Raw genomic sequence first — 26,337 nt, forward strand, 5'->3', positions numbered from 1 at the left:
GTGCCATAAGCAGATGTTGTCGCCTTACTCGAATTAGATAGTTATGCTTAAAAATTTTTATGGCACATGCAAAAGGCTCGTAGAATAAAACTCACCAGGAAAAGGGATGACAATCATGCTGGCCTGCTCCAAAAAAACTGACTGGCGGCGTTATGTCCTTATTGTCAGGATGCCCGTCGCAGGTCGTCATGAGGATGCTGTGCCTGAAGCCTGTTTTGCAGTCAAGCCTCGTGCCGAAAATTTTAGCGGGTACGGTGCATCAATAAAGCTGCTCAGACAAAGAGAGAGTTATGGCGAACATTATTGACGATAACTGGATTAGGATATCTGTGATATCAGCAACATTTAGTAGTCTCGTGGGTTCATTACTGGTTTTAATCTATCTTTCCCTGGGGAAAGACAGTGCACCGGTAATGGGCCTCATATTTATTTATTTTTTCATCGTTACGATGAGTATTATTGGGACCACGATGGGAACAATGATAATCGGCATGCCATTAGCGATGATTTCGAAGCGATTTTATCCTGATGCCGCCCTGAAGGGGAGCTTTTGTATTGTGTACTCTGTGCTCTTCATGTGGCTGTTTATACTGGCATGGCCTGTTATCAGGATATGTGAGGCGTCTTATTCGGATATTTTGCTTTTAAGCCCCTATGCTTTCTGTTCAGCTGCTGCACTTGCTTACCTGGTTTACTGGGAATGATGCGTATACATCAGATAGTGCAGACCGAAGGTAAACGGCGAACGCGCCGCCTGGCATGAACGCTGTTCAGCATATTTAATGTTGTTCCGGGCTCATGCATTCTATAGCAAAGCCCGCATTTAATTTTATATCTGCCTGCATAGCACTGTTTGTCTGGGGTAAGGAGCGTAAATGGCCAATGTCATCATTTTACCTGTTCACCTGAAGTAGAGGTCAGGCCTGGGTTGTTTACCATCCTATCGACTTGCACCGGCTGAATTCAGTCTGTGGAACAATGAGCGCCATATGATTTTCTGCCATGCACTGTTTAAAAACCTCCTTTTTGTAATCCCCTGCCTGTAAACCCAGCAGGGTGCTGGTCCGTTCGGCTGCGTTTTTTTCAATGTAATAGCCACAATTTTCTTTGAAATACTTAGCGTTATCGCTCCCAGAAATCGACCGTCTCAGCTGGGCTTCAACTGTATTAACGGACTTATCCTGTGGTACGGCTTTTGCTGATTTCAAGCCAGAATAGAGTGGATTGACCAGTAATTTCTGTGCAAATCGTTGATTTTCGGCGGTTAACTGGCCGGTTTTACACAACTGCAGATAGACCTGCGAAAGGCGTTGCTCCTCAGCGTCGGCAGCATGAGTGCATTCTTCCTGGACTTGTTCATCAGACTTAGCCGGATGTTTTTCAGTGGATCTCCAGTAACTATTTTTAAAGTCCGGAACCGTGCCTTCAAAGCTGCCAAAAGGGCATAATGCACTGGCACAACCCAGTAAAAACATGGGTACGCACGTCAGCATCAGAATACGTAACAGGTGAAAGGTTTTAAGACTGCTTTTATTCATATTATTCTCATTTTATTTAGCTTCGGAGAGAAGGTACGGACAATGTAATTATTTTGACAGACTGCGTTCAGATGAGGCCCGGTCTTCTGCACAGAGTAACATAATCGGGGCAGACCTCGCTTTTTAGGGCAAGTTCGCATATCGATCTAAGTAAAGAAGGGGGCGTGATATTTTATCAATTCTCACTCTCACACCGGCTGCGTGCTATTCTGTTTCCTGCCTGCACCTTTGCTGCGTGTCGTCAGAGTGTGGCCTCATTCATTAATTTCAGATAACGGTAACCCGATATATTTCTGCCGCTAACCACGCAGACGACCTTACGTCCACTCAGTTCTTTTGCATAACGAAGGACTGCCGCAATTGCAGGTGCTCCCGAAGGTTCAATAACATGGCTGTGCTGATTCAGCATTAACAGCATCGCTGCTTTGATCCCGGCTTCTGAAACAATAAGAACACGATCAACGCGGTCGCGTACAAGGGGCCAGGTTATTGCTTCAGGCTCAATATAGCCACTGATGCCTTCGGCGATTGACGGGGATAATTCAACCGGGATCGTTCGGCCAGCCTCTTTCCAGTGTGCAAAAGTCGGGCTGGCTTCACTTTGAATTGCCCACACTTCGGCTGCAGGGTTGATAGCTTTGACGGCCGTCGCAATACCTGACGCCAGCCCGCCGCCGCCAATATTTACGAGAATGACGTCAGCGTCTGCCCAGTCTTCCATTATTTCCAGACCGACGGTGCCGGCTCCGGCTATCATCTGCTCATTATCGTAGGCGGAGACAAACGTCGCGCCGGACTCCTGCGCAGCCACAATCGCGGCCTGTCTCGCCTCTTCAATATTTTCAAAGAACGTAACCTGAGCACCATAGCTTTTCATTGCTGAGACCTTAATCGGGTCTGCTGAATAGGGCAGAAATATGGACACCGGTACACCTGCTGCGTGACCCGCGCAGGCAAGCCCCAGTCCATGATTTCCCGCCGTCGGGGCAATGACGCCGGCAATGCGCTGGTCTGCATTAAGACTGGCAATGACGTTTGCAGCCCCCCTCAGTTTAAAGCTACCCGTATGCTGAAGACTCTCCATCTTGAGCCTGACCTCTGCTCCTGCAAGAGAAGACAGCGCCTGCGAAAGCTGCAGCGGGGTTCTGCAAACCGTTGTTTTGATGCGCGCGGAAGCAGCATAAATCGCCTTCAGCGTGACACTGTCCATTGGTCTTTGGGTGTGGTTTGTCATAATATGACCTCAGAGTTTATATAGGAAAATAACTATATAGGAGGTTGGCTATATGAACAATCCTGAAACATCAATGGCAGACCTTTTCCGCGCTCTCGGCAATGAGCACCGGCTCGTGGTGGTGGAGTGGCTTTCCGATCCCAGGTCATATTTTCCGGAACAGCAGGATGGCGATCTGGTCGAGGATGGGGTGTGTGTCGGGTTTATCACCGAAAAGATTGGTCTCAGTCAGCCTACCGTGACAGGCCATCTTCAGATCCTGGCCAAGGCCGGAATAGTGACCTCGAAACGTATCAAGAACTGGGTGTTCTATAAACTCGACCGTCAGCGGATGGATGAAGCAACCGTAATGCTGTCAGGATATGGGAAGCTTAAGACGGGTCCAAATTAACAGCCACAATCGGGCAGAATGTCCATAACGAAGCGAGCAAAACCGGTAAGTAGGTATACTTCGTTTATAGTACTCCTGCCTTTCAGAGGGACATATCGAATCATCGTTATCTGCCGTCATCTTATGTGCAGTTTAAACTTCAGAAACTACACTGGCTGATAACCATCCTGCAGGTCAGGGTGCGCTTTTCGCTCTTAGCTGACGTTCATCTGATTCCGTCCACCTCGTGTCAGAAGCGGACTTCTGGGCAGGTTTTACAACGTCAGTAATCTTCATTTTACTTTTCCCTCAAGAGTCCGGATTGCAGGCTTATCTATAAACGCTCGGCAAGACAGGCGTAACATCCTTGTTTTGCGTTATGAATATGGATATAGCTCACTGACGGGTCGTCGAAAAAAAGCTTCAGCAGCATTTCCGTATCCGCACCTTCACAGATATCTGCCTGTAACATCAGATGGTTTTCACCGAAGGCCCTTAATGAAAGGAGCCTGGCAACTATCGATTCTGGTATTTTATTGATGTATATACCTTGATCATTACATCCCTCCCACAGGTAAATTGCATGGGAGCCGTGGTAAGGAGTGTAGGCTGGCTGATAAGTATGATTGAGCAAAATCGCTGTTTCACCGACAGGAATATCTCGCAGTGAAATTCTGTCAGGATAACCGGGATGGCTGTCTACCTTTATTCTTAAAGCGCCGTGACGTTTTAAGTAGTCTTCGTCCTGCTTAAAAAGATGAATAAAGGGTTCAGCATTAAGCCCTGAAATTTTAAAACCCATATCTGCCTCCCGTTGTTGTCAGAAAGACATTACCTCTTTATTTTCATTTGCTGCTCGCTGTTTTCGGACAGGGAAATAGCTGATGTAAGGCGGGCCACGGGTTGGTCTCAGGTTACTGAGACCTGTGCTTTTCATGAAGCCTCTACACGACATTAAGTTAACCGCGAATCATTTCAAGGCACAGGAAGTCCGCTCTGTGCCAGAAGCGGACGTTATTATTTTGGACTTATCAATGCAACTAGTAGCGTTCGGCTGTGTTAAAAAGTTGTTTCAAGACAGCTGTGTCTGAAACCTGATGGAGCAGAAATGAGAACGCAAAAAAGATGCATGGGTTATGTGGCCATCGTGGTCGACGACTATGACCGCGCGATTGAGTACTACACCGACAAGCTGGGCTTTACGCTGGTAGAAGACACGCCGCAGCCGGGTAAGCGCTGGGTCGTTGTGACGCCGAATCCGGAAAGCGACTGTAATCTTCTCCTGGCCCGTGCTTCAAACGAACGGCAGGAAGGCTTTATCGGCAACCAATGCGGCGGACGGGTATTCCTGTTCCTGCAGACTGACGACTTCTGGCGCGACTATAACGCTATGAAGGCGAAAGGCGTCCATTTCTGCCAGGAGCCGCGAGAGGAGGAGTACGGGATGGTCGTTGTGTTTGAAGACATCTACGGCAACAGCTGGGATCTTTACCAGAACAAGCAAAGTTAACTCTTCTGGAGTCCGGTTACTAATGCGTAATCGGCCTCAATCCCAGGTCCGCTTTTCGCTCTTAGCGGACCCTGAACTGCCGACAGCAATCGCGAAATTGCATTGCACCCTTACACCTGTATGTATCAGACCTTACCAGTCTTGGTATTCGCCCTACCCTCTGGACTCATCCTATTCCCTGCCTTCAGCGATGCACGCGGTGAGATATCGTATCAACCGGAAAGACACACAAAACGATTTACCTAACAAATGTTAGATAGGTATTGACGTACGTCAGGTTGCCCGCTAAGGTTTGTTTACCTAGCGTTAGTTAGGTATCCCAGCCACTCACTTAAAGGATTGACCATGACTGCTAAACTTAACCTTTTCACCTCGCCTTCAGCTTTTCCGAACCCTCAGCGTCTACGCCTGTTCCTGCACGAAAAGGGCATCGCTGACCAATTTAATGAGACCATCTATGACATGTCTCCTGTAGGAGAACAGCGTGGCTGGCGTCACCTGAATATGAACCCGTGGGGCGAAACGCCCACCCTTCAACTGACAGATGGTAGTTACATTTCCGAAACGGCTGCCATCGTCCGTTATCTGGACCAGGTTTATCCTGGTCGCAGAATCATGGGGGAGACAGCACTGGAACAGGGTCTGGATAACATGTGGGATAACCGGGTGTGGGTGCATATTCTGTATCGCATCGTTACTGCGTTTCACGTGTTGCACACCGGTCTCGGCTTTAAGCTGGAACTGACCAAAAATGAGGCGTGGGGCGAACACTGCCGTAAGGAAGCTTTGGCTCACGCCGCACTGGTCAATCGCCACCTTTCAGACGGCCGCGAATGGCTGCTTGGCGGCAATGAACCGACCTTTTCGGACATAACGCTGGCAACCGCGATCGCCTTCTCGAAATTCCCGGTCAATGCCACTCCACTGGACGAGCGTTTTGAGTTCTTAGATGCGTACTGGCAGCGCTGGACAAAACGTCCCGCTTTCCAGGCGGCCTACTCTGATCGCAACAGCGGCATTCCTGAGCTGGATTCGCCAGCCCAGTAAGCGCTTCTCAATCAACACTCCGGTACGCCGGGATCGCCATTCCCTGACTTTCCCGGTCACCGCCTTGTGCCTGATAGCGTCATTTGTCGATGCCGCTTGCCCGATTATGATGGAACGACATCTGCATGAACCCTCTGGAAGGAGTGAACTCATTGCGCTAACTGATAATCTACCTGTCAACCGTTAGGGGTTTGCTATAAAATAAGCTTACCACTTTAAAAGATCCTACCAGGTCGGGAGGCACCAGGATGAGCACGAACTCAAAGGAAGCCATTTTGTTGGCGGCCAGGAAAATTGCCCAATCTCAGGGCTACAATGGTTTGAATTTCCGCGACCTCGCGCAAGAGGTTGGTATCAAAGCGGCGAGTATTTACTACCATTTCCCAAGCAAAGCCGAGCTGGGTGTTGCCGTTGCCAGACGATATTGGGAGGATGGCGCGCTTGCACTTGAGATGATCGAATCAGAAAGTCCCTCTCCGCTTGACGCTCTGCATCGCTTTCCTGAAATCTTCCGAAGATCGCTTGAGGCCGACAATCGTCTCTGTCTGGGCAGTTTCATGGGCGCTGAAAAAGATAATTTACCTGTTGAATTGACCAAAGAAATCCAGACCTTTGCTGATGTCAATATTGCGTGGCTAAACAAGCTTCTGCTGGCTGCGGAGGTGTGCGAATCAAATGAGAGTGAATCCAGAGCACGCGCAATTTTCGCAGCTATTGTTGGTGCCCAGCTTTTTGCCAGAAGTCGCTCAGATATCTCGCTTTACGATGCACTGGTCGACTCATACCGCGCGTTCGGACCTCTGCCGGCTTAGCAACTGCCAGCAATGCGGTTCCATGAACGGGCAGCTTTGCCGCATGCGCCCTCAATGCGAAGCGGCGCCCGATCGTGCATGTGCTTTTACACTCAGGAATGCATCACTTTTGCAAACGGTTCGTAACGATGAGCCCACTATCTATGCCATCTATGCTGATACGCAATGTGGGCTCTTCAGAAGAACGCTTACGTATTATCTGACCCCGCGCCTGTTAAGCTAAACCGGAAAACGATCCACCTGGCACAGGGAGTCAATTTGCGTTCTTCGTTTCATAGCGACATCCAAACTTCTTTAAGAATAGCGTTTGTGACCCATTAAATTCCAGTCTCACAGCAGACAGAGTGCTAGCGCGCATGTCCGCTTTGTGGCAGAAGCGGACATAATAAAATGCGTATCAGTCTTTCCCTGCAGCCCATTATTAGCATTGCCCAGCGTCAGGCCGAGAGAAAATGTCAGACCGCTCACTTATTTTCTGCCGCAATACTCTTTCTTATACTGGCAATAAAATTATCCCGCGTGACATCCTCCCTATCTCCGTTCCAGGCGACACCCATTTCCCAGCTTACTGACTTACCTGTTAGCGGAATAATAGTCCGTTCCGGTGGGGCGATATGAACAACGCTATAAGGGAGAATGGCAACACCCGCACCCGCGATCACCAACGCGACAATAGTTTGTATATCATCAGCCAGCTGGGTGGATGATATAAAAAGGCCGTTATCATGCAGGAAACGATCAATCTGCATATTTAAACCCTGGCCTCGTTCAGTATGAAGACGTAACAAAGGGAATTTTTTTAGCCAGTCAGCAGCAGACGATGATAACAACGGTGTTGCGGGTGCAATCAGAACCAGCCGATCGGTAAATAATGGCAGGTAATCAAGCGCTATCGGTGGCGGTACCCTGACAAAGCCTACCTGAAGCTCATCTTTTTGCAGAAGTTCGTATTGCAGGAAGGAGGGAAGATCCGTCAATGACATCTCAATTCCCGGATACTCTTTGCGAAATTCAGCAATACAGCGTGGTGCCAGATAGAAGCTTGAAAGGCCAAACCCTACGTCTATATGCCCCTCAATACCAGCTGATACCCGCCCTGCCTGCTGCATAAATAACTGGGTTTGCCTGAGCACTTTTTTAGCCTCTGGCAACAGACGTTTGCCCCCGGCGGTCAGTGTTGCGCCATGACGGCCCCGTGAAAAAAGTGACACCTTCACCATTGACTCAAGAAGATTGATCTGTTTGGTCAAAGCGGGTTGTGAAATACAAAGTTCCCGTGCAGCGTCGGCATAATTTCCTTTTTCAGCCAGTATCGAAAAGGCCTGAAGCAATCGGATATTCACTTTTTCATTCCAGAAGGTTATCGAAAATGGAAATATTTTGATTATACAGTTATTGGAAACTGTTATGTAATCCAGTTTCAACAACAACTGGAGAAACATCATGCACGAGCTTAAGTCTTTAAAAGTTGCAACCGTACAGTTTCAGCATCAGGCAAATGACAAAAGATATAATCTTCTGATAATGGAGAAATTTATTGAGCAGGCGGCTGTTCAGCAGGTGAAGATCCTCGCGTTTCCGGAAATGTGCATCACCGGCTACTGGCATGTACCAAAACTCACCACCGCGGAGGTTCATGCGCTTGCAGAACAGATTGCAACCAGTACCTCCCTGAAATTAATTCGCACTCTGGCGCTAAAACATCAAATGATTATTGGTGCCGGGCTAATTGAGCAAGCTGAAGATGGCCGCCTTTATAATGCATACGTTGCCTGTATGCCGGACGGTTCAATGCAGACGCACCGTAAACTTCATGCCTTTGAGCATCCGGCTATCAGCAGCGGTGACAGGTTTACCGTTTTTGATACTCCCTGGGGAGTAAAGGCAGGGATCCTGATTTGCTGGGACAATAATCTCGTGGAAAACGTGCGTGCTACGGCATTGCTGGGTGCAGATATTCTTCTCGCGCCACATCAGACAGGCGGTACCGATTCCCGCAGCCCTCATGCGATGAAACCCATTCCGCTAACACTCTGGGCGGAGCGGGAAACCCGAAAGGAAGAGATTACTGCTGCATTCAAAGGGGCAAGCGGTCGGGAATGGCTGATGCGCTGGCTTCCTGCCCGTGCGCACGACAACGGGTTATTTCTTATCTTTAGTAACGGTGTCGGCGCAGATGACGACGAGGTCCGCACAGGCAATGCCATGATCCTTGATCCTTATGGCAGAGTCATTAATGAAACCTGGGCTGCTGAAGATTTAATGGTTAGCGCTGAACTGGATTTAAGCCTGCTTGCCATGAGTACCGGGCGTCGCTGGATCCACGGGCGACGTCCTGATCTATACCAGATACTGACCCAACCACAGGGCTATGAACGTGATGCGATCAACGCACGATTTTCGGATGAGATACCTTAAAAGGAACCCACACAGAATCGCATCTGACTGCGGCGTTTTGTTCCTGGAGCAGGTCAAGTGGACATTTTTTGACCTGCTCCCGATTAATGAACAGGCGGCGACATTAACAAAATTTTTATCTGTTGCAGAACAACTGCGTACTTCCGCTTCTTGCTCATAGTGGACCTTTGCAAGAGTCACACTGTCCGTTTTGTGCCAGAAGCGGACGTTATGATGGTGTTCAGAAATAGTTAATTAATATCCAAAGTCACTTTGAGAATCATAGTCATTCAGGTCTATATTGAGTAGCAATTCTGATGCATGATAAGCGGCTTTCCCAGCGTTAAAATCATCTCTATTTGAAAGCACAACTACTGTTAACTTTGAATTAACATGTCTAACGAAAAATGAAGCGTAGCCTATCCAACTTCCTGAGTGCAACAGGCTTTTTTCTTTAAAATCATGCTGAACAAATAAACCAGACCCATAAGCCTGATAACTCGCAACCCTACAATTAACATCAGCTATCAGTTCATTGAAAGGATCAGAAATCATGTCTATTATCTTGCTATTTCCTGATTTAACAGTTGAGAAATTCCCACCCCATTTCATCAAATCTTCTGGTGTAGAGTAAACAGCCCCATCGCCAGTTTGTGTCCATAAACTTTCATTATGTTCATAACATCCTGTCAACTCAGAAGGGCTATATCCTTTAGCTGTTTCTATTTCGATAGGGTACGATTCGTTATAAAACGTATCATTCATATTGAGGGGTGTGAAAATCATATCACGCGCAAATTGTGATATTTTTCTGCCTGTAACTCTTTCAATTATAATCGAAAGGAGAAAATAGTTCGTATTGGAGTAAGCGAATTTATGCCCTGCGATAAAATCTGGCTTACTGCAATCGCAGACGTCTTTCAAACTTTCTGTTGGAGACAAGCTTCCAGATAGTGAAATACCTCTTTCTTCCGCTATGTCGATATAATCTTTTAATCCACTTTTATGGTGAATTAGATTGTCGATTTTTATAAGGCTGGCATAGTCAGGAAGTTCCGGTATGAATTTTTTTATAGTATCATTTAAAGAAATTCGACCTTCGCTTTCTAATAAGTGAATACAAAAAGCAGTGAATTGCTTTGAAAGTGAGGCGATGTTAAACACCGTTTTTTTACTAACATCAATACCTTTTTCTACATCAGCCTTACCGCGCCCCAGATAATACTCATTGCCGTCATCAAATCTGGCCATGAGAACGACACCCGGTTCATCATCACAAACTTCATTTAATAAAACACCCAGCTTCTCATTTAGCTGTAAATTCATATTATAAAATCCTTTTATTAACCGATAAGTAAAAATGCCAACTGTGAATCAATATTCAAAATAACTAATTATACATATTTACACCCGATTATTATCGTAACATATTACAATCACTTGATGTTATCAGTATAAAACAAATGTCCGCTTCTCGCTCTTAGCGGACCTGGCAGCATTTAGTCCGCTTTGTGCCAGAAGCGGACACTCGGATTTTACTGCTTTAAACTCAATTTAATACCTGAACAGCCTGCCTGGTTATAAATCACCCGACAAATCAGTCCAGTTATGTGATCTCTTTAATGGTTTTTTTATTTAATCATTGATTAACCGTGATCAAGGTCAAGTATCAACTGCAAGCTACTTGTATGGTAGTAGCCGCAATAGCTATGTTACCAAGGTGTTTAAATTTTGATCTATTGTTTCCTTAAACATAACAATAATAACTACAAATAGGGGCTGGGCTCGCCAGCGGCATCAGTAGGGCTGCTGACAATAAATATTTTTCTAAGGCACCAGATATGACAACTTCCACATCTGAACAGACGAAAAAGTCGCCAAAAGAGACCTGGACTGACGGTGAACACGCTCCGCGCACCGGGCTATATCGTTTTCTCCCTAAAGCGCATCCTCTCTCCTGGTGGATGCTGGTCATTACGACTCTTGCGATCCTGATGAACTCAATTGACAGGATTATTCTTCCTACTCTGCTTCCGGCAATAATGCAGTCATTTAACCTGACCGAAGTTCAGGCAGGTTGGCTCAACTCACTTAGCTTTGTTGGAACCTTAGCTGGCGCTGTGGTTTTCGGTTTGTTCTCAGACTGGTTAGGTGCCGGGCATAAGCGCTGTTACAGCTGGTGCGTAACGGTGCTTGTGGAAATTATCTCAGGTGTGGCGACTGCCTTTTGTAAGACGCTGGGAGCGTTTCAGGTGCTGCGTGTCACAATGGGCATGGGAACCGGGGGGTCGGAACCGATAAACGTTGCTCTGCTCGGGGAGTGGTGGCAGAAAGAGAACCGTGGATTTGCTATTGGAGTACATCATACCGGATTTCCGCTAGGACAATTTATTGGTCCTATCCTGATCGCAGCCATTCTGGCTTTTGCGACCTGGCGTGAAGCATTTCTGTTTATTCCACTGATTGGCTTAGTTATTTTAGTGGCACAGTTAATCGTTGGTACACGTAAAAATCATCAGAGGGTTAATGACTGGATTGTTGATAACAAGCTGACCCCGCCCGTTACGGAATCATTGCAGAACACCATTGAAAAGAGTTCGGTATGGGCTAATGCCGCATCTTGCCTGAAAAACCGCAACTGCCAATTGAGTATTCTGCTGATTTTTGGTTTTACATGGGCAGAGATGGGGATAGCTAACTTTCTGACGCTGCAACTGACGCGTGAAGTTGGACTCGACCTCTCGACCGCAGCAATCATCTCTGGTGCATCCGGATTGACTGGCTGGATTGGGCAGATTTTGTGGGGCAGCTTCTCGGATTTGAAAGGGCGTAAACGCTCTCTGGGCATCATTATTACGGGCTGGATTCTGGCAGCGGCGCTTTGCATGTTCATCCATTCCGCAACACTTGGCTGGGCCATTCTTATCTTTTGGGGCCTGTTCCGCAACTCACCTTACCCTGTGGCTTATGCTTTACTTATCGACTCATCTCCTCGTGCTGCAGCGTCCAGCATGGGATTGATGATCGGCCTCGCAGTTGGCATCGCTGGTATTCTGGTCGCACCCATTAGTGGTTGGATTATTCACAACTACGGTTTCACCGTGCACTATTTGGTTATTGTCGCGGTATTACTTATCTCATGTGTTCCACTTTGGTTCATTAAAGAAACAGTAACGTTGAAAAAGGCCTGATATGACCAGCGATCTGATCACTTTATTACGTCACCATAAACTCATTGAGTTAAACCATCTCTATAAAGAGTTCATGCCAGTCTGGCCAACCCATGGAAAATTCTTCTGCAGCCGTGCCGAAGACTACATTGCTGGTGATGGCAATTATAACTGTCAACTTAGCCTCGGCGATCATTGCGGTACTCATGTGGATGCGCCTGTTCATTTCATTGAAGGTGGAAAAACTATAGAGCAGATTGACGTGCGCCAGCTCACCGGACGGGGTCGCTGCCTGGATATGTCGCATCTGGCAGAGAACAGTGACATCACTGTAGAAATGATCCAGTCCTGGGAAGCTGATAAAGGAAGAATCATTGCAGAAGATATTGTGATATTTCGAACGGGTTATGATGAGAAGTGGAGCTGTCGTCCAAACCATGCGCCATTTTTGCAAAACTGGCCAGGCTTATCAGGCGAAGGAGCAGATTATCTGATTGAAAAAGGCGTTACTGTTTTCGGTACAGATGCCATGTCGCTGGACAGATATAATAATGAAGCATACCCGGCTCACCTTGCCGTTCTCGGCTCTGATTGCCTGATCATTGAGAATCTGGCTAATCTTCAAGCCTTGCCTTCCGAATTTATTTTCATGGCATTTCCGCTCAGGATTAAAGGTGCATCGGCTTCGCCAATCCGGGCAGTGGCGCTAGTAGAGTAAATGACGCGGGTGTTTGCCTGAACAGGACGCAATTTTAACGAAGCTCAGGATTAATTAACGGGGAGCAGGCGATGTTTAACCTGCTCCCCGCTGATTCATACAGAACGCTTTTAGCAATGTCCGCTCCTCGCTTATAGCTGACCTGCCCTCGAATAATCTTCGACTCATACCCACGTATAAGACAGTTGCTTGCAGCTGGCGTAGCGGGTTTTCCAGGCGGCCCCTATAAGGCCGTCCCGGCACGTATCAAATACATGTCCGGGAGGGCCCACTTCTGGTTTCACTATGAATGTTGACACCTGCAACATCCTGCTCACAAGAATGTGAAATCATGCCTGAAACCGATTAAGCTTCACAAGTTGTCGCAGCATCTCGATATGAATCGGTTTATCATTAAGCGCCGGTATGTAAGTAAACGATTTACCACCCGCATGCATAAAAATCTCCCTGTTCTGCTCATCAAGCTCCTCAAGCGTTTCTAAACAGTCTGATGCGAACCCCGGGCTGATTACATGCAGGCTTTTTATTCCTTCATTCGGCAGATTTTTAATTGTCTCATCAGTATAAGGCGTTAACCATGGCTCTCTGCCGAATCTTGACTGGAACGTCATCAATATTTTCAATGACGGCATATTGATTGCTTCAATGAGTAACTTTGTCGTTAACTCACATCTTTCCTGGTATTGATCCCCCTCTTTGACAAACCTTACCGGTATACCATGATATGAAATCAACAATGCATCTGGAATGCCGTTAGCTTCGAAAGATGCCAGAACGGATGCTTTTAACGCTTCAATGTAGGCAGGAAGATCGGCATAGTCATTGATGAAATTTATGGAGGGTGTATAGCGGTTCTTCATTGTCTGCAGGTGACGGCTCACGCTATCCCAAACAGAAGAAACGGTCGAAGATGAAAACTGGGGATACAAAGGAATGACGATAATTTTATCGACGCCTTTTTCCAGTAGCCTGTCAATTGCACTACCTATACCCGGCTCGCCATAACTCATCCCCAGCTCGACGGGCAAACCTGTCACTTCTTCAAGCGCACGGGCTTGCCTGACGCTGTAAACCATGAGAGGGGAACCTTCCTCCATCCAAATCGAAGAGTATAATTTCGCCACTCGCTTCGCACGTAATGGGATAATCACGCCATGTAGAATGGGGCACCAAATGATTCTCGGTAAGTCGACCACTCTGTAGTCATGCAGAAATTTAGATAAAAATTTCTTAACCGCAGCAGGCGTTGGTTCATTTGGTGTTCCAAGGTTAACAATCAAAACACCCTGTTTATTCGTCATTAAGTGGGGCCCTCAAAGCCATTGTCACTAATTCACTCATGCCAGTCACTCCGTAGCTGCTTGTCTTCAGGCCTCAATTTGACCTCATTTTGTAGAAATATTTGCAATGCAGCTTTACGGTTTCACGGCTTATGATTCTATGCAACTGATTGCAGCCATCGCTTTGACTGAACGATCATGATTTTAGGGCATATCATCAGTAAAAACATTACTTTCTCTATCGTCAGATTTAACCGGTGCGGGGCTACGCGACGTCATTATCGAAGTCGGCGTGTGGGGGTTAGTTGGCTGGAGGAGGTGAGAAAAACCGCATCTGGATGCTCGCGCAGATGCATGCCTCAGGCTTTATCTTTTTATGCGTAAAAGTGATGTAGGCGACTGACCTGCTCCCTGTTAATTCATACAGAACGCTTTTAGCAACGTCCGCGACTTGCTGAAAAGCGGACCTTGCCTAAGACGCACTTCTGCTTTGTGCCAGAAGCGGACATACGTATTTGTGCTGAAGGATCGCGCCGAATGCCTATGACGGGATGCGGCAAATAGTCTTATGATAAATAATGCTGTCTGGCTCGCAGAAGATCACTGGCTGTCAAGCGCCCGCCTGCCCGTTAACTTCTCTATGAATGAATGGTAGCATTGCCCGGTTCACTGGCATGCCTTATAACCTGCAGGGAGCGTTTAATGCAGTTAAAGAGAATGACCTACGACGATCTGACAAAGGGCGGCGGCGAAGCAAAGCTACACGTTTACGGCGTGGGTACCTTCCCGGTATTTTCCGGCCAAAAGCCTTATACCAATGATCCAAACTGTACTTACAAGCCTAACAGTGCCATTCCGGTCGGGCGCTACTGGATTGTTCCGCGTCCTGAAGGCAGTATCGCTAACCGGATCAGAGGATAGGCCGTCGACACCTGGAACAACTCAAATCATTCTGAATGGTTTGCGCTCTTTAATTCGGAAACGATGAGTGTTTCCATCTTCATCAATGGCGTTGCCCGCGGCGGTTTCCGCCTGCATCCTCTTCGGCCAGACGGCTCCGGAGAAAGTGAAGGGTGTATCACCTTCGTGCGGCGCACTGATTTCTATACGGTAAGACAGGCGCTGCTCCGGAGAAAAACAATTCGCGAGCCGGGTTCGCGAAACAGCTTGATGGCATACGGCTACGTTGACGTTCAGGGAGAAAGTAATTTTGCAAACAGCAAAATTCGCTAGAAAAGCAGCGGGTTTTTCGTCTGCTTTATTGCGGCCTTTATGGTATCGCGTTACGGGATGCCACTCTATCCGCTGACGGCGTGGCTCGTTGAACATTCTCATCAAATTTTCGGCAGTTATCAGGATGACGTATACGAAGCCGGTACGGATCCGGTTACGTTCTTTTCCCTTGTGACCGTTATCGCTTTTTACGCTTTAGCCATGTATTGGTTAGTAAAAATGGCAATTAAAAAAGTAAAACGTGGATAGGCTGGTTGCATTAAAAACCTGGGGTTTATATTGCCCTGCACTTCTGTCTGAAAAATCAACACCAACAAGGGTTCGCGAGCGTATCGTTATATTTGATATAGCAGAACGTCCCTATCGATACTATTTCACGTCCGCTTATCGCTCAAAGCGAACCCTGACCTTCGGAGCAGCACACTTTCTCTAAACAAGTATTAAACCTGTTAAACTCCCCCTGCCCGCCTCTGAACCCCACAGATTTTGCATAATCTATGCCTGAAATCAGCGCTCAGTCCCGCCGTGAAACCTGTTGCTTAGGTGCTCTTTGTCGCTGATTTCCCCGGGAGCGGGTAGTTATAAGCAGCGGCGGAAGTATCGCATCGGTAGCTGCCGGTATGTGCGCATTTTCGCAGGGAAGTTATTCAGCCGGGGTATTGTTCCTATATCCCTCACCAAAGATACCCCTGGATTTGTTGCCCCGACAGTCAGCAACTTGTCGCTACCCGACGCAGCAGTGATGGGTGAACCCGCTGTTATCCCTCATCTGCCTGCATGATCAGGGCTACCGGCTGAGTCTATCCGACTCTGTGGTGTGAAGTGCCACGAATCGATAATGCCGGTCTACCTGATATTTCCAATAAACTTATTCGTAACACCGACATTGCCAGCAGCACAGGTGTGCCCAGCATAAAATGCCGGTTACTGGCCGGGGACATTTGTCAGCAGGATTATCGTCAGATGGGTTGCCGAAAGAAGATCGTCAGTTAATTAGCCATGCCCTGGCTATAGAGGCTATCCTTCAGCGCTAAATTTTCACTTCAGGAACCCCTATGTCAGATATTGCAATTTCAAGGCGTTCTCCTTCGGTATTTTGGGGAGCGACCATCATTTGCGGCACCGTGGTGGGTGCAGGCATGTTCGTCCTGCCGGTCGTGATGGCCGGGGCATGGTTTGGATGGGCGTTACTGATACTGACGTTTAGCTGGGTCTGTATGTTAATCAGTGGTCTGATGTTTCACCGTGTGAGCCAGCATTACCCTCTGGAAACCGGCTATGACAAAATCGTCCGTGATGTATTAGGCCGTAACTGGGCTGAAGTAAATGGCCTGAGCCTGGTTTTCGTGCTGGGCATTCTGACATACGCCTATATTTCAGCGGTCGGGCCTGTTTATGATCACTCACTGAGCAGACTGACCGGCAAAACGGTTTCATCATCCGAAGCCAAAGTTATGTTAAGCCTGACCGTGGCTGCCATCGTCTGGTTAGGCACCAGCACCATTGGCAGGATAATGTCTGTTTTGCTCATCACTAAAATTGTTCTGTTACTTATCCTGTTTGGTGGTTTATTTACTACCGTGAATGTCGACTACCTGCTGGACAGTCAGAATCCGGCAGCATCCTACTGGCCCTATATGTTAGGCATCGTGCCATTCTGCCTTGCTTCATTCGGTTATCATGGAAACATTTCTGGTCTGATTAGCTATTACAATGGCGATCATCGACGTGTGAAAATATGCCTGTACACAGGCACCGCCGTGGCGCTGGTTATCTATCTTTTCTGGATAATCTGCACGATGGGTAACCTTCCGCGCTCAGCCTTTCCGGAAATTGCCAGCCAGGGCGGCGACATTGCCGCGCTAATGCACGCGTTTAGTCTGCGCGGTTATACGGCCGGAATGTCGCTGTTGTTCTCGATATTTTCGCATTTTGCCGTTATCTGTTCGTTCGTTGGGGTGACAGCGGGCCTTGTGGATTACATCAGTGACCGCCTGACTCTTCCCAGGACCAGAACGGGACGCCTCAAAGCCACAGCGATCACGTTCCTGCCGCCATTGAGTTTATCTCTGCTTTTTCCGGATGGGTTTGTTAGGGCGATTGGTTATGCCGGGCTAATCGCGACAGTATGGGCAGTGATTGTTCCGGGATTACTTCATCTGAAAATGCGATCCCGTCATGACTCAGGCTATCAGCGCAGCCAGTGGGACGGGCTTCAGTTGTGCATGATTATGGTATTCGCCGCCCTGAACATCCTTTCATGGGCGCTGAGCGAGTTTGATCTGTTGCCGGTATTTTAACGTCATCAGAAAGGTCTGATGACATAATAATTTCCTGCAAAACAGCCTGTAATTTAATGATTAAGCCGGTCAGGAAGTGCGTCAATTGCATACTTTCTGGCCGATTGGTTAACAACACACCGTACGGCCATGAACATCGCAGGCAAAATCCCGTGCTTAACTATCTACCCCGCCACCAGCTTTGTATTAGCTGATAAAGGTCAAATTAGCAGTTCTGATTTACATCCCTTATCCTTAAACCAGAAAAGCTTTTGTAATATAACCTCCTGCATAAACAGGCTGACCTGCCCTCCGCTGATTAACACAGGCGATGTAAGTGATGTCCTCATAAGCCACCTGCGTACACCCCTACCAGGAAGCTTTTTCCGACGAACAGATCATCAGTATCCTCCGCTCAGATGAGGCTGTTTTTTCTTCCGGTGAATTCTGCCGTAAAAAGCTATTTCCGACGTCATTTTTTCACCTGGCGCAAGAAGTTTGGCGGCTTGGAGGTTCCTGAAGTGAAGCAGCTCAAGTCGCTTGAAGAGGAGAATACACGCCTCAGGAAGCTGCTCGCTGAAGCCATACTTGCCAGGGAGGCACTTCAGATGACTCTCATCCGTAAGTTCTGACAATTAATCAAAAATATGAAGTCTTGTAAGTCAAGTGTGAGGTTTCAGGTCTTTAGCACTGTCGTACCTGCGGGCTGACAAGTTTGTCCCCAATATTCGGTTCAACGCCCAGCACTTCGCTGGCCTGGTGATAGTTCTGGTTGATCCGAAACTCCACAGGACACAATGCTGCAAGCCGGCGAATAATCATGCTGTTCGTCTCTGTCAGTCAGACTGAATAGGTGGCAGGAATTTTTCCGCAAAGATGTCTGGTTCATACCCTGCTGCCGCAAAAAGGTGCTCACGTGATTCGTCAATCGCTGCGCGAAGGCGCTCGCTGTCCACACCCAGCACTTTGCCGTTCTGCTTGACGATGCGACCGCCGATCATCACGGTATCGATGTTGCTGCGTTCAGCAGCATGCACCACCGTGCCAAACGCATTCCCGTTTGGATAGAGGTTGAGGTCAGTCGCGTTAATCAGGATCAGGTCAGCCTGTTTGCCTGGCGTCAGGCTCCCGATTTTGTCCTGCAGTCCGGCACAAAACGCGCCATCAACGGTTGCCGATTTCAGCAACTTAGCAGCCGGAAGCGTTGTCAGCGAATGCTCTGAATTACAGCAGTGCTGCTTATGCATACCCATCACACGCTGCAGATAGAACGCCACGCGCATTTCTGTAAACATATCGGTGCTGTAAGACGTTTCATTGTCCACGCTAAGTCCAGGATTGATGCCATGACGCTGCGCGGCTTCAATGGCGAACATCCCGCTTTCGATCCCATAGTGCGAATCTGAGCGCGGGCAGACGTTGACCCGGACACCGGCGTCGCGCAGGATTTCCCATCCCTCATCAGGCAGGGCTGTGCAGTGGTTAAAGATATTGTCCGGGCCAAGAAGACCCTGCTGATGCAGTGATTCGAGCTCGGAGGCCATTTCAGCACCAAAGAACTCGGTGACAATCGGCAGCCCCAGTCTGCGGGCCTCAGCCCACAATTCCGGATCCAGCTGAGCCATGACGCCCAGCGTCACAAGACTCTCTGGATTATCCCTGAAATATTTTTCCTGCAGACGCTGCCAGTTGCAAGGCCAGTGCGCATTATCCCATTCACCCGCAACCGGTGCGCCGGAAGCATGGATAGCGCGAATACCGCTATCAAACAGGGCCTCGACTGCGGCATCGGCGTGTTCTGCGGTGCGGCTGTTATGCGAATTATCAATCATCGTGGTAATGCCCGCGTCAATCGCACCCAGCGCCGTCAGCAGGTTACCGACATAGATATCTGCAGGGCGGTAATATTTAGCGAACGAGAAGTGCGTGGCGTTGCTGTAGTCGTCCAGACAGGTGGCGTTAGGGTTAATGCGGCGCAGCTGACCTTCCCAGGCGTGACGATGGGAATCAACCATACCCGGCATGACAATCATATTTTTGGCATCAATGACGTGAGCGCCCGGAACGTCAAGGTTCTGACCCACAGCGGTAATCGTTGAACCGTTGATGAGAATATCACCGCGCTCAATGTTACCGACGCTCTCGTCCATGCTCAGTATCGTGGCACCACGAATCAACATAGCCTGTGAAGTGACATTTTGATTGCTAACAATATTTCTGATATACCCGGTCATTAACTTGCCTCTTTCCTGATCAATGTGGAAACGATACGCCAGGCCATTATCCTGAAAAAGGTGCTTAAACCGTTTTCATAATTCATAATTTGCGAATAATCAGACTCAGTTTTTACCCATGGGAAGGATGATGGATCGGATTCAGGCTATGCAGATTTTCATACGGGTTGCTGAGGCCGGGAGCTTTGTACGCGCGGCAGAAACGCTGTCACTGCCTTCTTCCACTGTTACCAGTACTATTAAAAACCTGGAGAAATACCTGCAGGTACGTCTGCTGAACCGCACAACAAGACGGGTCAGCCTTACGCCTGAAGGCCTGCAGTATCTGGCGCAATGCCGGGAAATTCTGGCTTTAATTGAACATACTGAAGCCAGTCTGGCTGATTCGAACAGGCGCCCCCGTGGGCGCCTGCGGGTTGATATGCCCGGTGGGATCGCGCATTTCATCGTCCTGCCCAACCTGAAAGACTTTTACCGACTTTATCCGGATATTTACCTGATGATTGGTGTGAGCGACCGGCAGGTCGATCTTGTGCAGGAAGGTGTAGATTGCGTCATAAGAACCGGTGAATTAACTGACTCCACACTGGTTGCACGTCCGCTTGGCCGGTTTCGCTGGTTGACCTGCGCCTCGCCGGACTATCTCAGGGAATACGGTATTCCTGAGACGCCGGAGGCGTTATCGCAGCATAGGGCGATTCATTACTTTTTCGGTTCGGGAAGACGCACTAATGAGCTACGTTTTATACGAGGCGCTGAGGCCTTCTCTGTTCCGGTGGAGGGGGATACAGCCGTCAACGAAACGGGACTTTACATCAGACTGTGTCTTGAGGGTTTTGGGCTGGCGCAGCTTGCTGAGAATGTGATTTCAAAGAATCTGCAGCAAGGCAAACTGGTCGAGGTTCTTGCGGACTGGCAGCCACCCTCCGTGCCGGTGACGATGCTCTATCCGCATCAGCGTTTTCTCTCTCCCGCCGTGCGTGCTTTTGCTGACTGGGTCGCCGGGCTTTTCAACGAAGGCGCAGGTGAAAAGCAGTTTTCCCCATAGAAAACGGCTCAGGCAGCGCGTTTATTACAATGTTGAGAAAAACATAGGGTAAATAACCGACGCAATATTTTTCGACTACAGACTAATGCAAAAAGATACAAACCAAATTTTTAAAAAATAACGTTAGCGTCAGCTCCTCGCCTAAAGCGGACGTTGGCCATGCATCAGTCCGCTTTGTGCCAGAAGCGGACATTAAAACCTTGATCCAATACAAAGGCCCTCCCTAACTAAGTTAGGGCCATCACTTTACGTTCTGGCCTTTTTAGCATACGTGGGCCAATCGTCTTGTCAGCAAAACTGCCAGGAAATTTTTTTCGGTGAAATATAGAGCAATATATTAACGACATCGGTATCAGACTTTGGCATGCACCGCGTAATGTTGTGCTTTTGTCAGTACCGGACTGCTACATTCCATGCTGTTTTGCAAGCCACTGACGGGCCGTTGTAGTTGCAATCCCCTGACGTTGATTGTAAGTATCGCTCTTATTCCAGGCTACTCCGTCAGGCCGTGCGAAAGCAAGTCGGTAATTTGCCCCGACATCCTGCGGATTATGTTGCACATCATCCTGGAGCTTTTGCCTGTCCAGTAATTTTCTGTTTACTTCAGCACCCCAGTGGTCACGCATTAAATCAGCAAGTTCACTATAAGTAAGCGTATCACCTGCAATATAGATAATCTCGTTTTGGAAAGTGGGCTGATGGAAGAAAATGTCCGCTGTCAGTTGGCCGATATCTTCAGGTGTGGTCAGCGTTACGGCGTGCTGCCAGTCTCCCAGAGCACAGACAGTTTTACTTTTTGCGTCAATCACACCAAAATCATGCTCAAACAGATAGCTGGTAAAAATACCTGTAGATACAATGACCCATCCTGTCACATTCTGCTGGCGTAGAAGGTGGCGAACTTCAAGCTGTTCATCCCAGACTTGTTGCCCGCTGCCTTTACCCACAACGTCATAATCAACGCCAAACTGCCATGGAAAGTAGCGAGCTACAGCCGCTTTCAATACCGCCTGCGTAATTTTTATCTGCGTTCCCGGGCCGCCAACAAAACCACTGCAGTTGATGACGGCGTCGAAAGAAGCAAATAGCTCACTCAGTTCATCAATACTGTTTTCCTGCAGATCGCCCTCCACCACAGCGATCCCAAGCTTCATCAGTTCATCCAGCCGTGCCCTGCGTGAACCAGAAACAGCATGAGCGGCTTCGCTTCTGAGTAACACACTAATTTTTACATGAGTATGCGCCTGCGCTTTATTGCTTATCGCTCTCAGTACCTGAATACCAAGCTCTCCAGCACCCAGTATAAGAACAGTGTTTATAGGTTTTATGTCGAAATTCATTCTTGCTTCCTGTTGTATTAAAACGTCATCCTGACAGCTGACATAGCCTGGTTCAATTAGGCACACACAGGATACCGGAGGTGATATGGAGTCTGAACGGGAAGCACTGTTGCAATTTTCAAAGGAGTTTTGTGAAGAATTAAGCAACGATGATGAGGGACTGAAACGTGAGATCCTGGCGCATGCAGGTAATCGCTGGTCGCTGGGCGTGCTGCATATTCTTGGTACCAGCGGACCTCTTCGCTATGGTGAGTTACGCCGCTACCTTACGGATGTCACTCAAAGAATGCTGACGCGAACATTACGCCATCTGGAGCGGGACGGGCTTATATCCCGCTGTGATTACGAGGAAAAATTGCCCCGGGTGGTTTATGCGATTACCCATATGGGAAAAGAAATGCTTATGCGGATGTTACCTTTATGGTCCTGGATTATCACCTCCTCCAGCTATTTTCGGGTAGCAAGAGAACAGTACGACGGTGATTGAATGTTCAGGTGACAAACTGGCAGGCAGAGAACAGAGGACTTTATGAATGTTGAAACTCTAATCAAAGCAGACGGTTCAACATACTCTCTTTCAGAAAAAATGCCGATTGGCTAATCGCTATGAATATTGTCTTCATTAACATGATGCAGGATGCAGGATGCAGGATACCTCACTGCACAATAAATCAGCATAATGGTATTGCAGCCTACATTCTTAGCCTACAGGTCCGCTCTTCGCTCAAAGCTGCCAGTCAGTTCCTTTGATATCTTGAAGATTTTCCAGTCGCCGTTCTGCAAACCTGCTCAGAAACGCAGTGTGTCCAGGCGGCATGGATTTAATGTAATGTCTCTGATTTACGGTTTGATTACGCCAGGACTATACCCTGGCCGGCATTCCTGTAAAAAAGGTTCACTGGACAGAATATGTGGTCAATCCACAAGATGACTGTATTAACGCGCAGGGTCTCTGAGGCAGAGATGGTGGGTAACTTTTTCTATGCCAGTTAAAGCAACAAAGCCAGCTCGTTCATAAAAAATGAATGCCAATGGAGGAGCGTTTGTGTTGATAAAATCAAACCAGCGGTCAGAATCCTTAATTATCTCACTGAGCAGGGCACTGCCGATCTGCCTTTTTCTCCATCCTGAGTCTACATAGAGATGTCGCAGACGTCCGATGCCAGTTTCTGAGGTAAATGGATCGATGTTAAGTCCACAAACGCCAACCATTAATCCATCTATAGATGCCCCAATTAGTTTTTCTCCTGGTCTATCAAAGCGATTCTGTCCGCTAAGCCAGTTATCTTGCAGTCGGCGTAACATGTTAAATCCTTCAGCCATGCTCTGCGATCTTAACTCAGCAAATCCTGGGCTGTCCGGGGTAACGCTTGTGAGTTGGATGTCCATAATTCTTCCTGTGATTTCAATTTGCATGGTCTGGACAGAATTATAATTGTGTCCAGTATGACAATTGCACCCTCTCATGGCTAATGCCATCAATGTTCGCTTTGTGCCAGAAGCAGACGTTACTCCCAACCTGTATTTCTGATCCTTACGACGACTATGCCAGTCAAGACACTGCACTGAACTTCAGTTACCTGAAACATCAGTTTTTTTCTAATTAAGTTCATCTTTATGCCGATAGATATGCTGAATATTTTCAAATAGACAGCCCATATCATTAACCACTTAAAAAAGCAGGAATAAAGATGACAATTACACAGCGATTATTGCTCACCTTTTCACTTCTCTCTACCGCGCTGGTCGCGATGGTTATTGTGGCCGTCTTCGTTGCTAGCGGATTTCAGTCCCGCTTTCAGTATGTGCAGGAAAACACGGTTCCATCGCTTCTGGATCTGGGCAAACTGATTGACGACAGTAATACGCTAATTATCTGGCTGTACCGCCACCAGAGTGCAACAGAACCCCGGCGCCAGGCTGAAGTTGAAAAAAAAATTGATGAAACTATCAGCAATATCAAATCCATGAATCAGTTTTACCTCAGCAACGACATTTCCAATGAGGAAGACCGGCAGTTAACTGAGGATGCATTCTCTACCATAAAAAAAATTGACGCCTCACTTCCGGAGTTTCTTGCTGGCTCACGCGCACAGAATGACGCTGTTGCGCTAGGCGCGCTTCAAAGTAATGACGGCCTTGGCGAATGGGCACGCCAGTTGATTGCAGGTTACAAGAAACAGCTTCAGCTTAATGTGGACATCAGTAAAGCCCTGAGAAAAGAGAACGACCGGAGTTATCAGGTGACACTCTGGAGCCTGATGGGTGGCTCCGCGCTGGCTATCACTATTCTTGCATTCTTTGCGTTGAAAACTATTTTCGCCATCCGTAGTCAGCTGAATGGTATGCGGAAGACCATGGAAACAGCCAGCGAGAAGCTTGACCTTACCCTCAGGGTGGACGAGTCACGCCGGGATGAAATCGGCATGACCGCGAAGGCCTTCAATCAGCTCATCGGCAATGTCTCAGCCTCGCTTTCAAAAGTAGAAGCTTCTGCTCAGTCGGTCAGCTCAGCCTCGGCGCAGATATCTGCCGGTAACGAAGATCTCTCATCCCGTACTGAGGAGCAGGCTGCCTCACTGGAGCAAACGGCTGCCAGTATGTCTGAGTTGAGTGAGACCGTCCGTCAGACCGCAGAAAACACGCGTCTTGCCAGCCAGCTGGCAAAAAATGCGCATGAAATCTCAGAAGACAGTGCAGGTCGTGTGCACACTCTGCTGTCAACAATGAGCGATATCCGGGGAAGCTCATCGAAAATCACCGATATCATTTCACTGATCGAGGGGATCGCTTTTCAGACCAATATTCTGGCCCTCAACGCCGCTGTAGAAGCTGCCCGTGCTGGTGAGCAGGGCCGTGGCTTTGCCGTCGTGGCCGGTGAAGTCCGCAATCTTGCGCAGCGTTCATCGTCTTCAGCGCGTGAAATCAAGGCGCTTATCGAATCGTCTATGGGCTTTGTTCAGGCTGGCTCAGCACAGGCAGAAGGTGTGGGCGAAAATATTGCCAGAATGAACGATGCCGTTCGTCAGGTTACTCATCTGGTCGATGAAATATCCGTGGCGGCCAGTGAGCAGTCTCAGGGAATCGGACAGGTTCATCAAGCCGTGGATCAGATGGACGATGTAACACAGCAAAACGCCGCGCTGGTTGAAGAGGCTTCTGCAGCCTCACGTTCGCTGATGGAGCAGGCGGCGTCACTTAACCAGCTGGTCAATACTTTCACGCTCGCTTCATCGTCTGTCCCTGCGTCGCCATCACACAGCAATGTAAACCGCCCGGTACCGGCCGCACCCGTTTTGCGCACAGGTCCTGCCGTCGCGGCAGCAGGTGATCAGAACTGGCAAAGCTTTTGATGATTCAGCGCTTTAATCTGTTTTAATATTAATTCGTCTTGCAGAATTTGCGTTTTCTTCCAGGCTGAAATGTGCCACTTCACTGCTGGAGCTGGCGCCTGGAATAAAACTTGAACGACTTAACTGTTCAACCCGCTGAAGATGGCGGGTTTTTTATCATTAACTGAGAACCTTTCACAATTAAATTGAGAGTAACCAGCCGTTTTACGGTCAGGTTACCTTCGCGCTTTTATCCGCTGCGGATAACATCGCTCTCTGCGGCCCTGCCGTATCCGCTCTGATACATGCCCACAAGGTATTCTCAGGTCTGCCTGAAGCGTAACCGAATCTGCCCACGTTGACGTTATCAGACGCGCTGATGTTTCACTGATTACTCCCACCCTCTTCTTTGGTAAACGGTCCCTGCTGCGGGTCCGGCAGAATCTCCAGAACCCCCTCCGACGGACGACAAAGCTTTGTGCCGAGCGGCGTCACCACCACCGGACGATTAATGAGGATAGGATGAGCCAGCATGGCATCAAGCAGTTCATCATCGCTGAACTTGTCCTCTGCCAGCCCCAGTTGCTCATACGGTTCCGTGTTTTTGCGCAGTAATTCGCGCACGCTTATTCCCATCTCTGCAATCAGTTTTTGCAGCTCGTCGCGGGTCGGCGGCGTCTCCAGATACAGAATCACTAAAGGCTCTACACCACTGTTGCGGATAAACGCCAGGGTGTTACGAGACGTCCCACAGGCCGGGTTGTGATAAATAGTTATGTCAGTCATTAGCGATGT

Annotated in this window: 23 protein-coding genes and 2 pseudogenes; 15 read left to right on the top strand and 10 right to left on the bottom strand. The window is 48.2% G+C overall.

Going from position 1 to position 26,337, the window contains the following annotated elements:
* Window positions 1-106 precede the first annotated feature (106 nt).
* Both AC6I77_RS21310 and AC6I77_RS21315 read left to right on the top strand, forming a co-directional pair.
* Entirely contained in the window at window positions 107-307 is a 201-nt protein-coding gene (locus tag AC6I77_RS21310; protein WP_008924791.1) for a hypothetical protein, read from the top strand.
* Complete coding sequence (locus tag AC6I77_RS21315) at window positions 291-704, top strand: hypothetical protein (RefSeq protein WP_008924792.1); 414 nt, start codon at window positions 291-293, stop codon at window positions 702-704. The genes AC6I77_RS21310 and AC6I77_RS21315 overlap by 17 nt, the downstream gene beginning before the upstream one ends.
* A 228-nt stretch (window positions 705-932) precedes the next feature.
* Here AC6I77_RS21315 and AC6I77_RS21320 read toward each other — a convergent pair whose 3' ends face one another.
* A complete protein-coding gene (locus AC6I77_RS21320; RefSeq protein ID WP_003851698.1) occupies window positions 933-1,538 on the bottom strand; it encodes a hypothetical protein in 606 nt (201 codons plus the stop codon).
* Between the two features lie 241 nt (window positions 1,539-1,779).
* On the bottom strand, window positions 1,780-2,772 hold the full coding sequence (locus tag AC6I77_RS21325) for a threonine ammonia-lyase (RefSeq protein ID WP_008924793.1): 993 nt from the start codon (window positions 2,770-2,772) through the stop codon (window positions 1,780-1,782).
* 52 nt (window positions 2,773-2,824) lie between these two features.
* Between AC6I77_RS21325 and AC6I77_RS21330 the strand changes: the two genes are divergently transcribed.
* On the top strand, window positions 2,825-3,163 hold the full coding sequence (locus AC6I77_RS21330; protein ID WP_003851702.1) for an ArsR/SmtB family transcription factor: 339 nt from the start codon (window positions 2,825-2,827) through the stop codon (window positions 3,161-3,163).
* A 313-nt stretch (window positions 3,164-3,476) separates the two neighbouring features.
* Here AC6I77_RS21330 and AC6I77_RS21335 read toward each other — a convergent pair whose 3' ends face one another.
* Window positions 3,477-3,944, bottom strand: coding sequence for a DUF1203 domain-containing protein (locus AC6I77_RS21335; protein WP_008924794.1), 468 nt, complete (start codon window positions 3,942-3,944; stop codon window positions 3,477-3,479).
* 306 nt (window positions 3,945-4,250) lie between these two features.
* Between AC6I77_RS21335 and AC6I77_RS21340 the strand changes: the two genes are divergently transcribed.
* From AC6I77_RS21340 to AC6I77_RS21350, 3 genes are all read left to right on the top strand, one after another.
* Complete coding sequence (locus AC6I77_RS21340) at window positions 4,251-4,652, top strand: VOC family protein (protein ID WP_039661348.1); 402 nt, start codon at window positions 4,251-4,253, stop codon at window positions 4,650-4,652.
* A 345-nt stretch (window positions 4,653-4,997) separates the two neighbouring features.
* Window positions 4,998-5,699, top strand: a complete 702-nt coding sequence (locus tag AC6I77_RS21345; RefSeq protein ID WP_497817322.1) for a glutathione S-transferase family protein — start codon at window positions 4,998-5,000, stop codon at window positions 5,697-5,699.
* 248 nt (window positions 5,700-5,947) lie between these two features.
* Window positions 5,948-6,511 (top strand): TetR/AcrR family transcriptional regulator, encoded by a 564-nt coding sequence (locus tag AC6I77_RS21350; protein ID WP_497817323.1) that lies wholly within the window; start codon window positions 5,948-5,950, stop codon window positions 6,509-6,511.
* A gap of 464 nt (window positions 6,512-6,975) precedes the next feature.
* Here AC6I77_RS21350 and AC6I77_RS21355 read toward each other — a convergent pair whose 3' ends face one another.
* Window positions 6,976-7,854 carry a LysR family transcriptional regulator gene (locus tag AC6I77_RS21355; protein WP_039661801.1) on the bottom strand — a complete coding sequence of 293 codons (879 nt, stop codon included), beginning with the start codon at window positions 7,852-7,854 and terminating at the stop codon, window positions 6,976-6,978.
* Window positions 7,855-7,954: 100 nt separating this feature from the next.
* Between AC6I77_RS21355 and AC6I77_RS21360 the strand changes: the two genes are divergently transcribed.
* Window positions 7,955-8,929, top strand: coding sequence for a nitrilase family protein (locus AC6I77_RS21360; protein WP_497817324.1), 975 nt, complete (start codon window positions 7,955-7,957; stop codon window positions 8,927-8,929).
* 234 nt (window positions 8,930-9,163) lie between these two features.
* Here the strand turns inward: AC6I77_RS21360 and AC6I77_RS21365 are convergent, their stop codons facing one another.
* Entirely contained in the window at window positions 9,164-10,234 is a 1,071-nt protein-coding gene (locus AC6I77_RS21365) for a serine hydrolase domain-containing protein (protein WP_497817325.1), read from the bottom strand.
* Between the two features lie 515 nt (window positions 10,235-10,749).
* On the opposite strand from AC6I77_RS21365, the gene AC6I77_RS21370 reads away from it, so the two are divergent.
* Both AC6I77_RS21370 and AC6I77_RS21375 read left to right on the top strand, forming a co-directional pair.
* On the top strand, window positions 10,750-12,099 hold the full coding sequence (locus AC6I77_RS21370) for an MFS transporter (RefSeq protein WP_039661342.1): 1,350 nt from the start codon (window positions 10,750-10,752) through the stop codon (window positions 12,097-12,099).
* Between the two features lies 1 nt (window position 12,100).
* Entirely contained in the window at window positions 12,101-12,796 is a 696-nt protein-coding gene (locus tag AC6I77_RS21375; protein ID WP_497817326.1) for a cyclase family protein, read from the top strand.
* Between the two features lie 329 nt (window positions 12,797-13,125).
* Here AC6I77_RS21375 and hemH read toward each other — a convergent pair whose 3' ends face one another.
* The gene (gene hemH / locus AC6I77_RS21380; protein ID WP_110411858.1) at window positions 13,126-14,097 is read right to left on the bottom strand and encodes a ferrochelatase; all 972 of its coding nucleotides are present in this window, start codon (window positions 14,095-14,097) and stop codon (window positions 13,126-13,128) included.
* Window positions 14,098-14,778: 681 nt separating this feature from the next.
* Here hemH and AC6I77_RS21385 point away from each other — a divergent pair.
* The 3 genes and pseudogenes from AC6I77_RS21385 to AC6I77_RS21395 form a co-directional block, all read left to right on the top strand.
* Window positions 14,779-15,309 (top strand): annotated as a pseudogene (locus tag AC6I77_RS21385) (DUF2778 domain-containing protein).
* 1,055 nt (window positions 15,310-16,364) lie between these two features.
* On the top strand, window positions 16,365-17,609 hold the full coding sequence (locus AC6I77_RS21390; RefSeq protein ID WP_497817327.1) for an aromatic amino acid transporter: 1,245 nt from the start codon (window positions 16,365-16,367) through the stop codon (window positions 17,607-17,609).
* 376 nt (window positions 17,610-17,985) lie between these two features.
* A pseudogene (locus tag AC6I77_RS21395) lies at window positions 17,986-18,246 on the top strand (transposase); the annotation flags it as partial.
* A 178-nt stretch (window positions 18,247-18,424) separates the two neighbouring features.
* Here the strand turns inward: AC6I77_RS21395 and AC6I77_RS21400 are convergent.
* Window positions 18,425-19,822, bottom strand: coding sequence for an amidohydrolase family protein (locus tag AC6I77_RS21400; RefSeq protein WP_140034239.1), 1,398 nt, complete (start codon window positions 19,820-19,822; stop codon window positions 18,425-18,427).
* Window positions 19,823-19,952: 130 nt separating this feature from the next.
* Between AC6I77_RS21400 and AC6I77_RS21405 the strand changes: the two genes are divergently transcribed.
* Entirely contained in the window at window positions 19,953-20,870 is a 918-nt protein-coding gene (locus AC6I77_RS21405) for a LysR family transcriptional regulator (RefSeq protein ID WP_140034278.1), read from the top strand.
* A gap of 404 nt (window positions 20,871-21,274) precedes the next feature.
* Here the strand turns inward: AC6I77_RS21405 and AC6I77_RS21410 are convergent, their stop codons facing one another.
* Complete coding sequence (locus tag AC6I77_RS21410; RefSeq protein ID WP_438476011.1) at window positions 21,275-22,210, bottom strand: aromatic alcohol reductase; 936 nt, start codon at window positions 22,208-22,210, stop codon at window positions 21,275-21,277.
* Between the two features lie 85 nt (window positions 22,211-22,295).
* Here AC6I77_RS21410 and AC6I77_RS21415 point away from each other — a divergent pair, with 85 nt between their 5' ends.
* Window positions 22,296-22,697 (top strand): winged helix-turn-helix transcriptional regulator, encoded by a 402-nt coding sequence (locus tag AC6I77_RS21415; protein ID WP_008924809.1) that lies wholly within the window; start codon window positions 22,296-22,298, stop codon window positions 22,695-22,697.
* A gap of 449 nt (window positions 22,698-23,146) precedes the next feature.
* On the opposite strand, the gene AC6I77_RS21420 is transcribed toward AC6I77_RS21415, so the two are convergent.
* Window positions 23,147-23,599, bottom strand: a complete 453-nt coding sequence (locus AC6I77_RS21420; protein ID WP_110411859.1) for a GNAT family N-acetyltransferase — start codon at window positions 23,597-23,599, stop codon at window positions 23,147-23,149.
* Window positions 23,600-23,901: 302 nt separating this feature from the next.
* Between AC6I77_RS21420 and AC6I77_RS21425 the strand changes: the two genes are divergently transcribed.
* The gene (locus tag AC6I77_RS21425; protein ID WP_497817328.1) at window positions 23,902-25,563 is read left to right on the top strand and encodes a methyl-accepting chemotaxis protein; all 1,662 of its coding nucleotides are present in this window, start codon (window positions 23,902-23,904) and stop codon (window positions 25,561-25,563) included.
* Window positions 25,564-25,926: 363 nt separating this feature from the next.
* On the opposite strand, the gene arsC is transcribed toward AC6I77_RS21425, so the two are convergent.
* Window positions 25,927-26,328, bottom strand: a complete 402-nt coding sequence (gene arsC, locus AC6I77_RS21430; protein WP_140915776.1) for an arsenate reductase (glutaredoxin) — start codon at window positions 26,326-26,328, stop codon at window positions 25,927-25,929.
* Between the last annotated feature and the right edge of the window lie 9 nt (window positions 26,329-26,337).

It is taken from the genome of Pantoea sp. X-Soil-ISGK-259 (assembly GCF_059730705.1).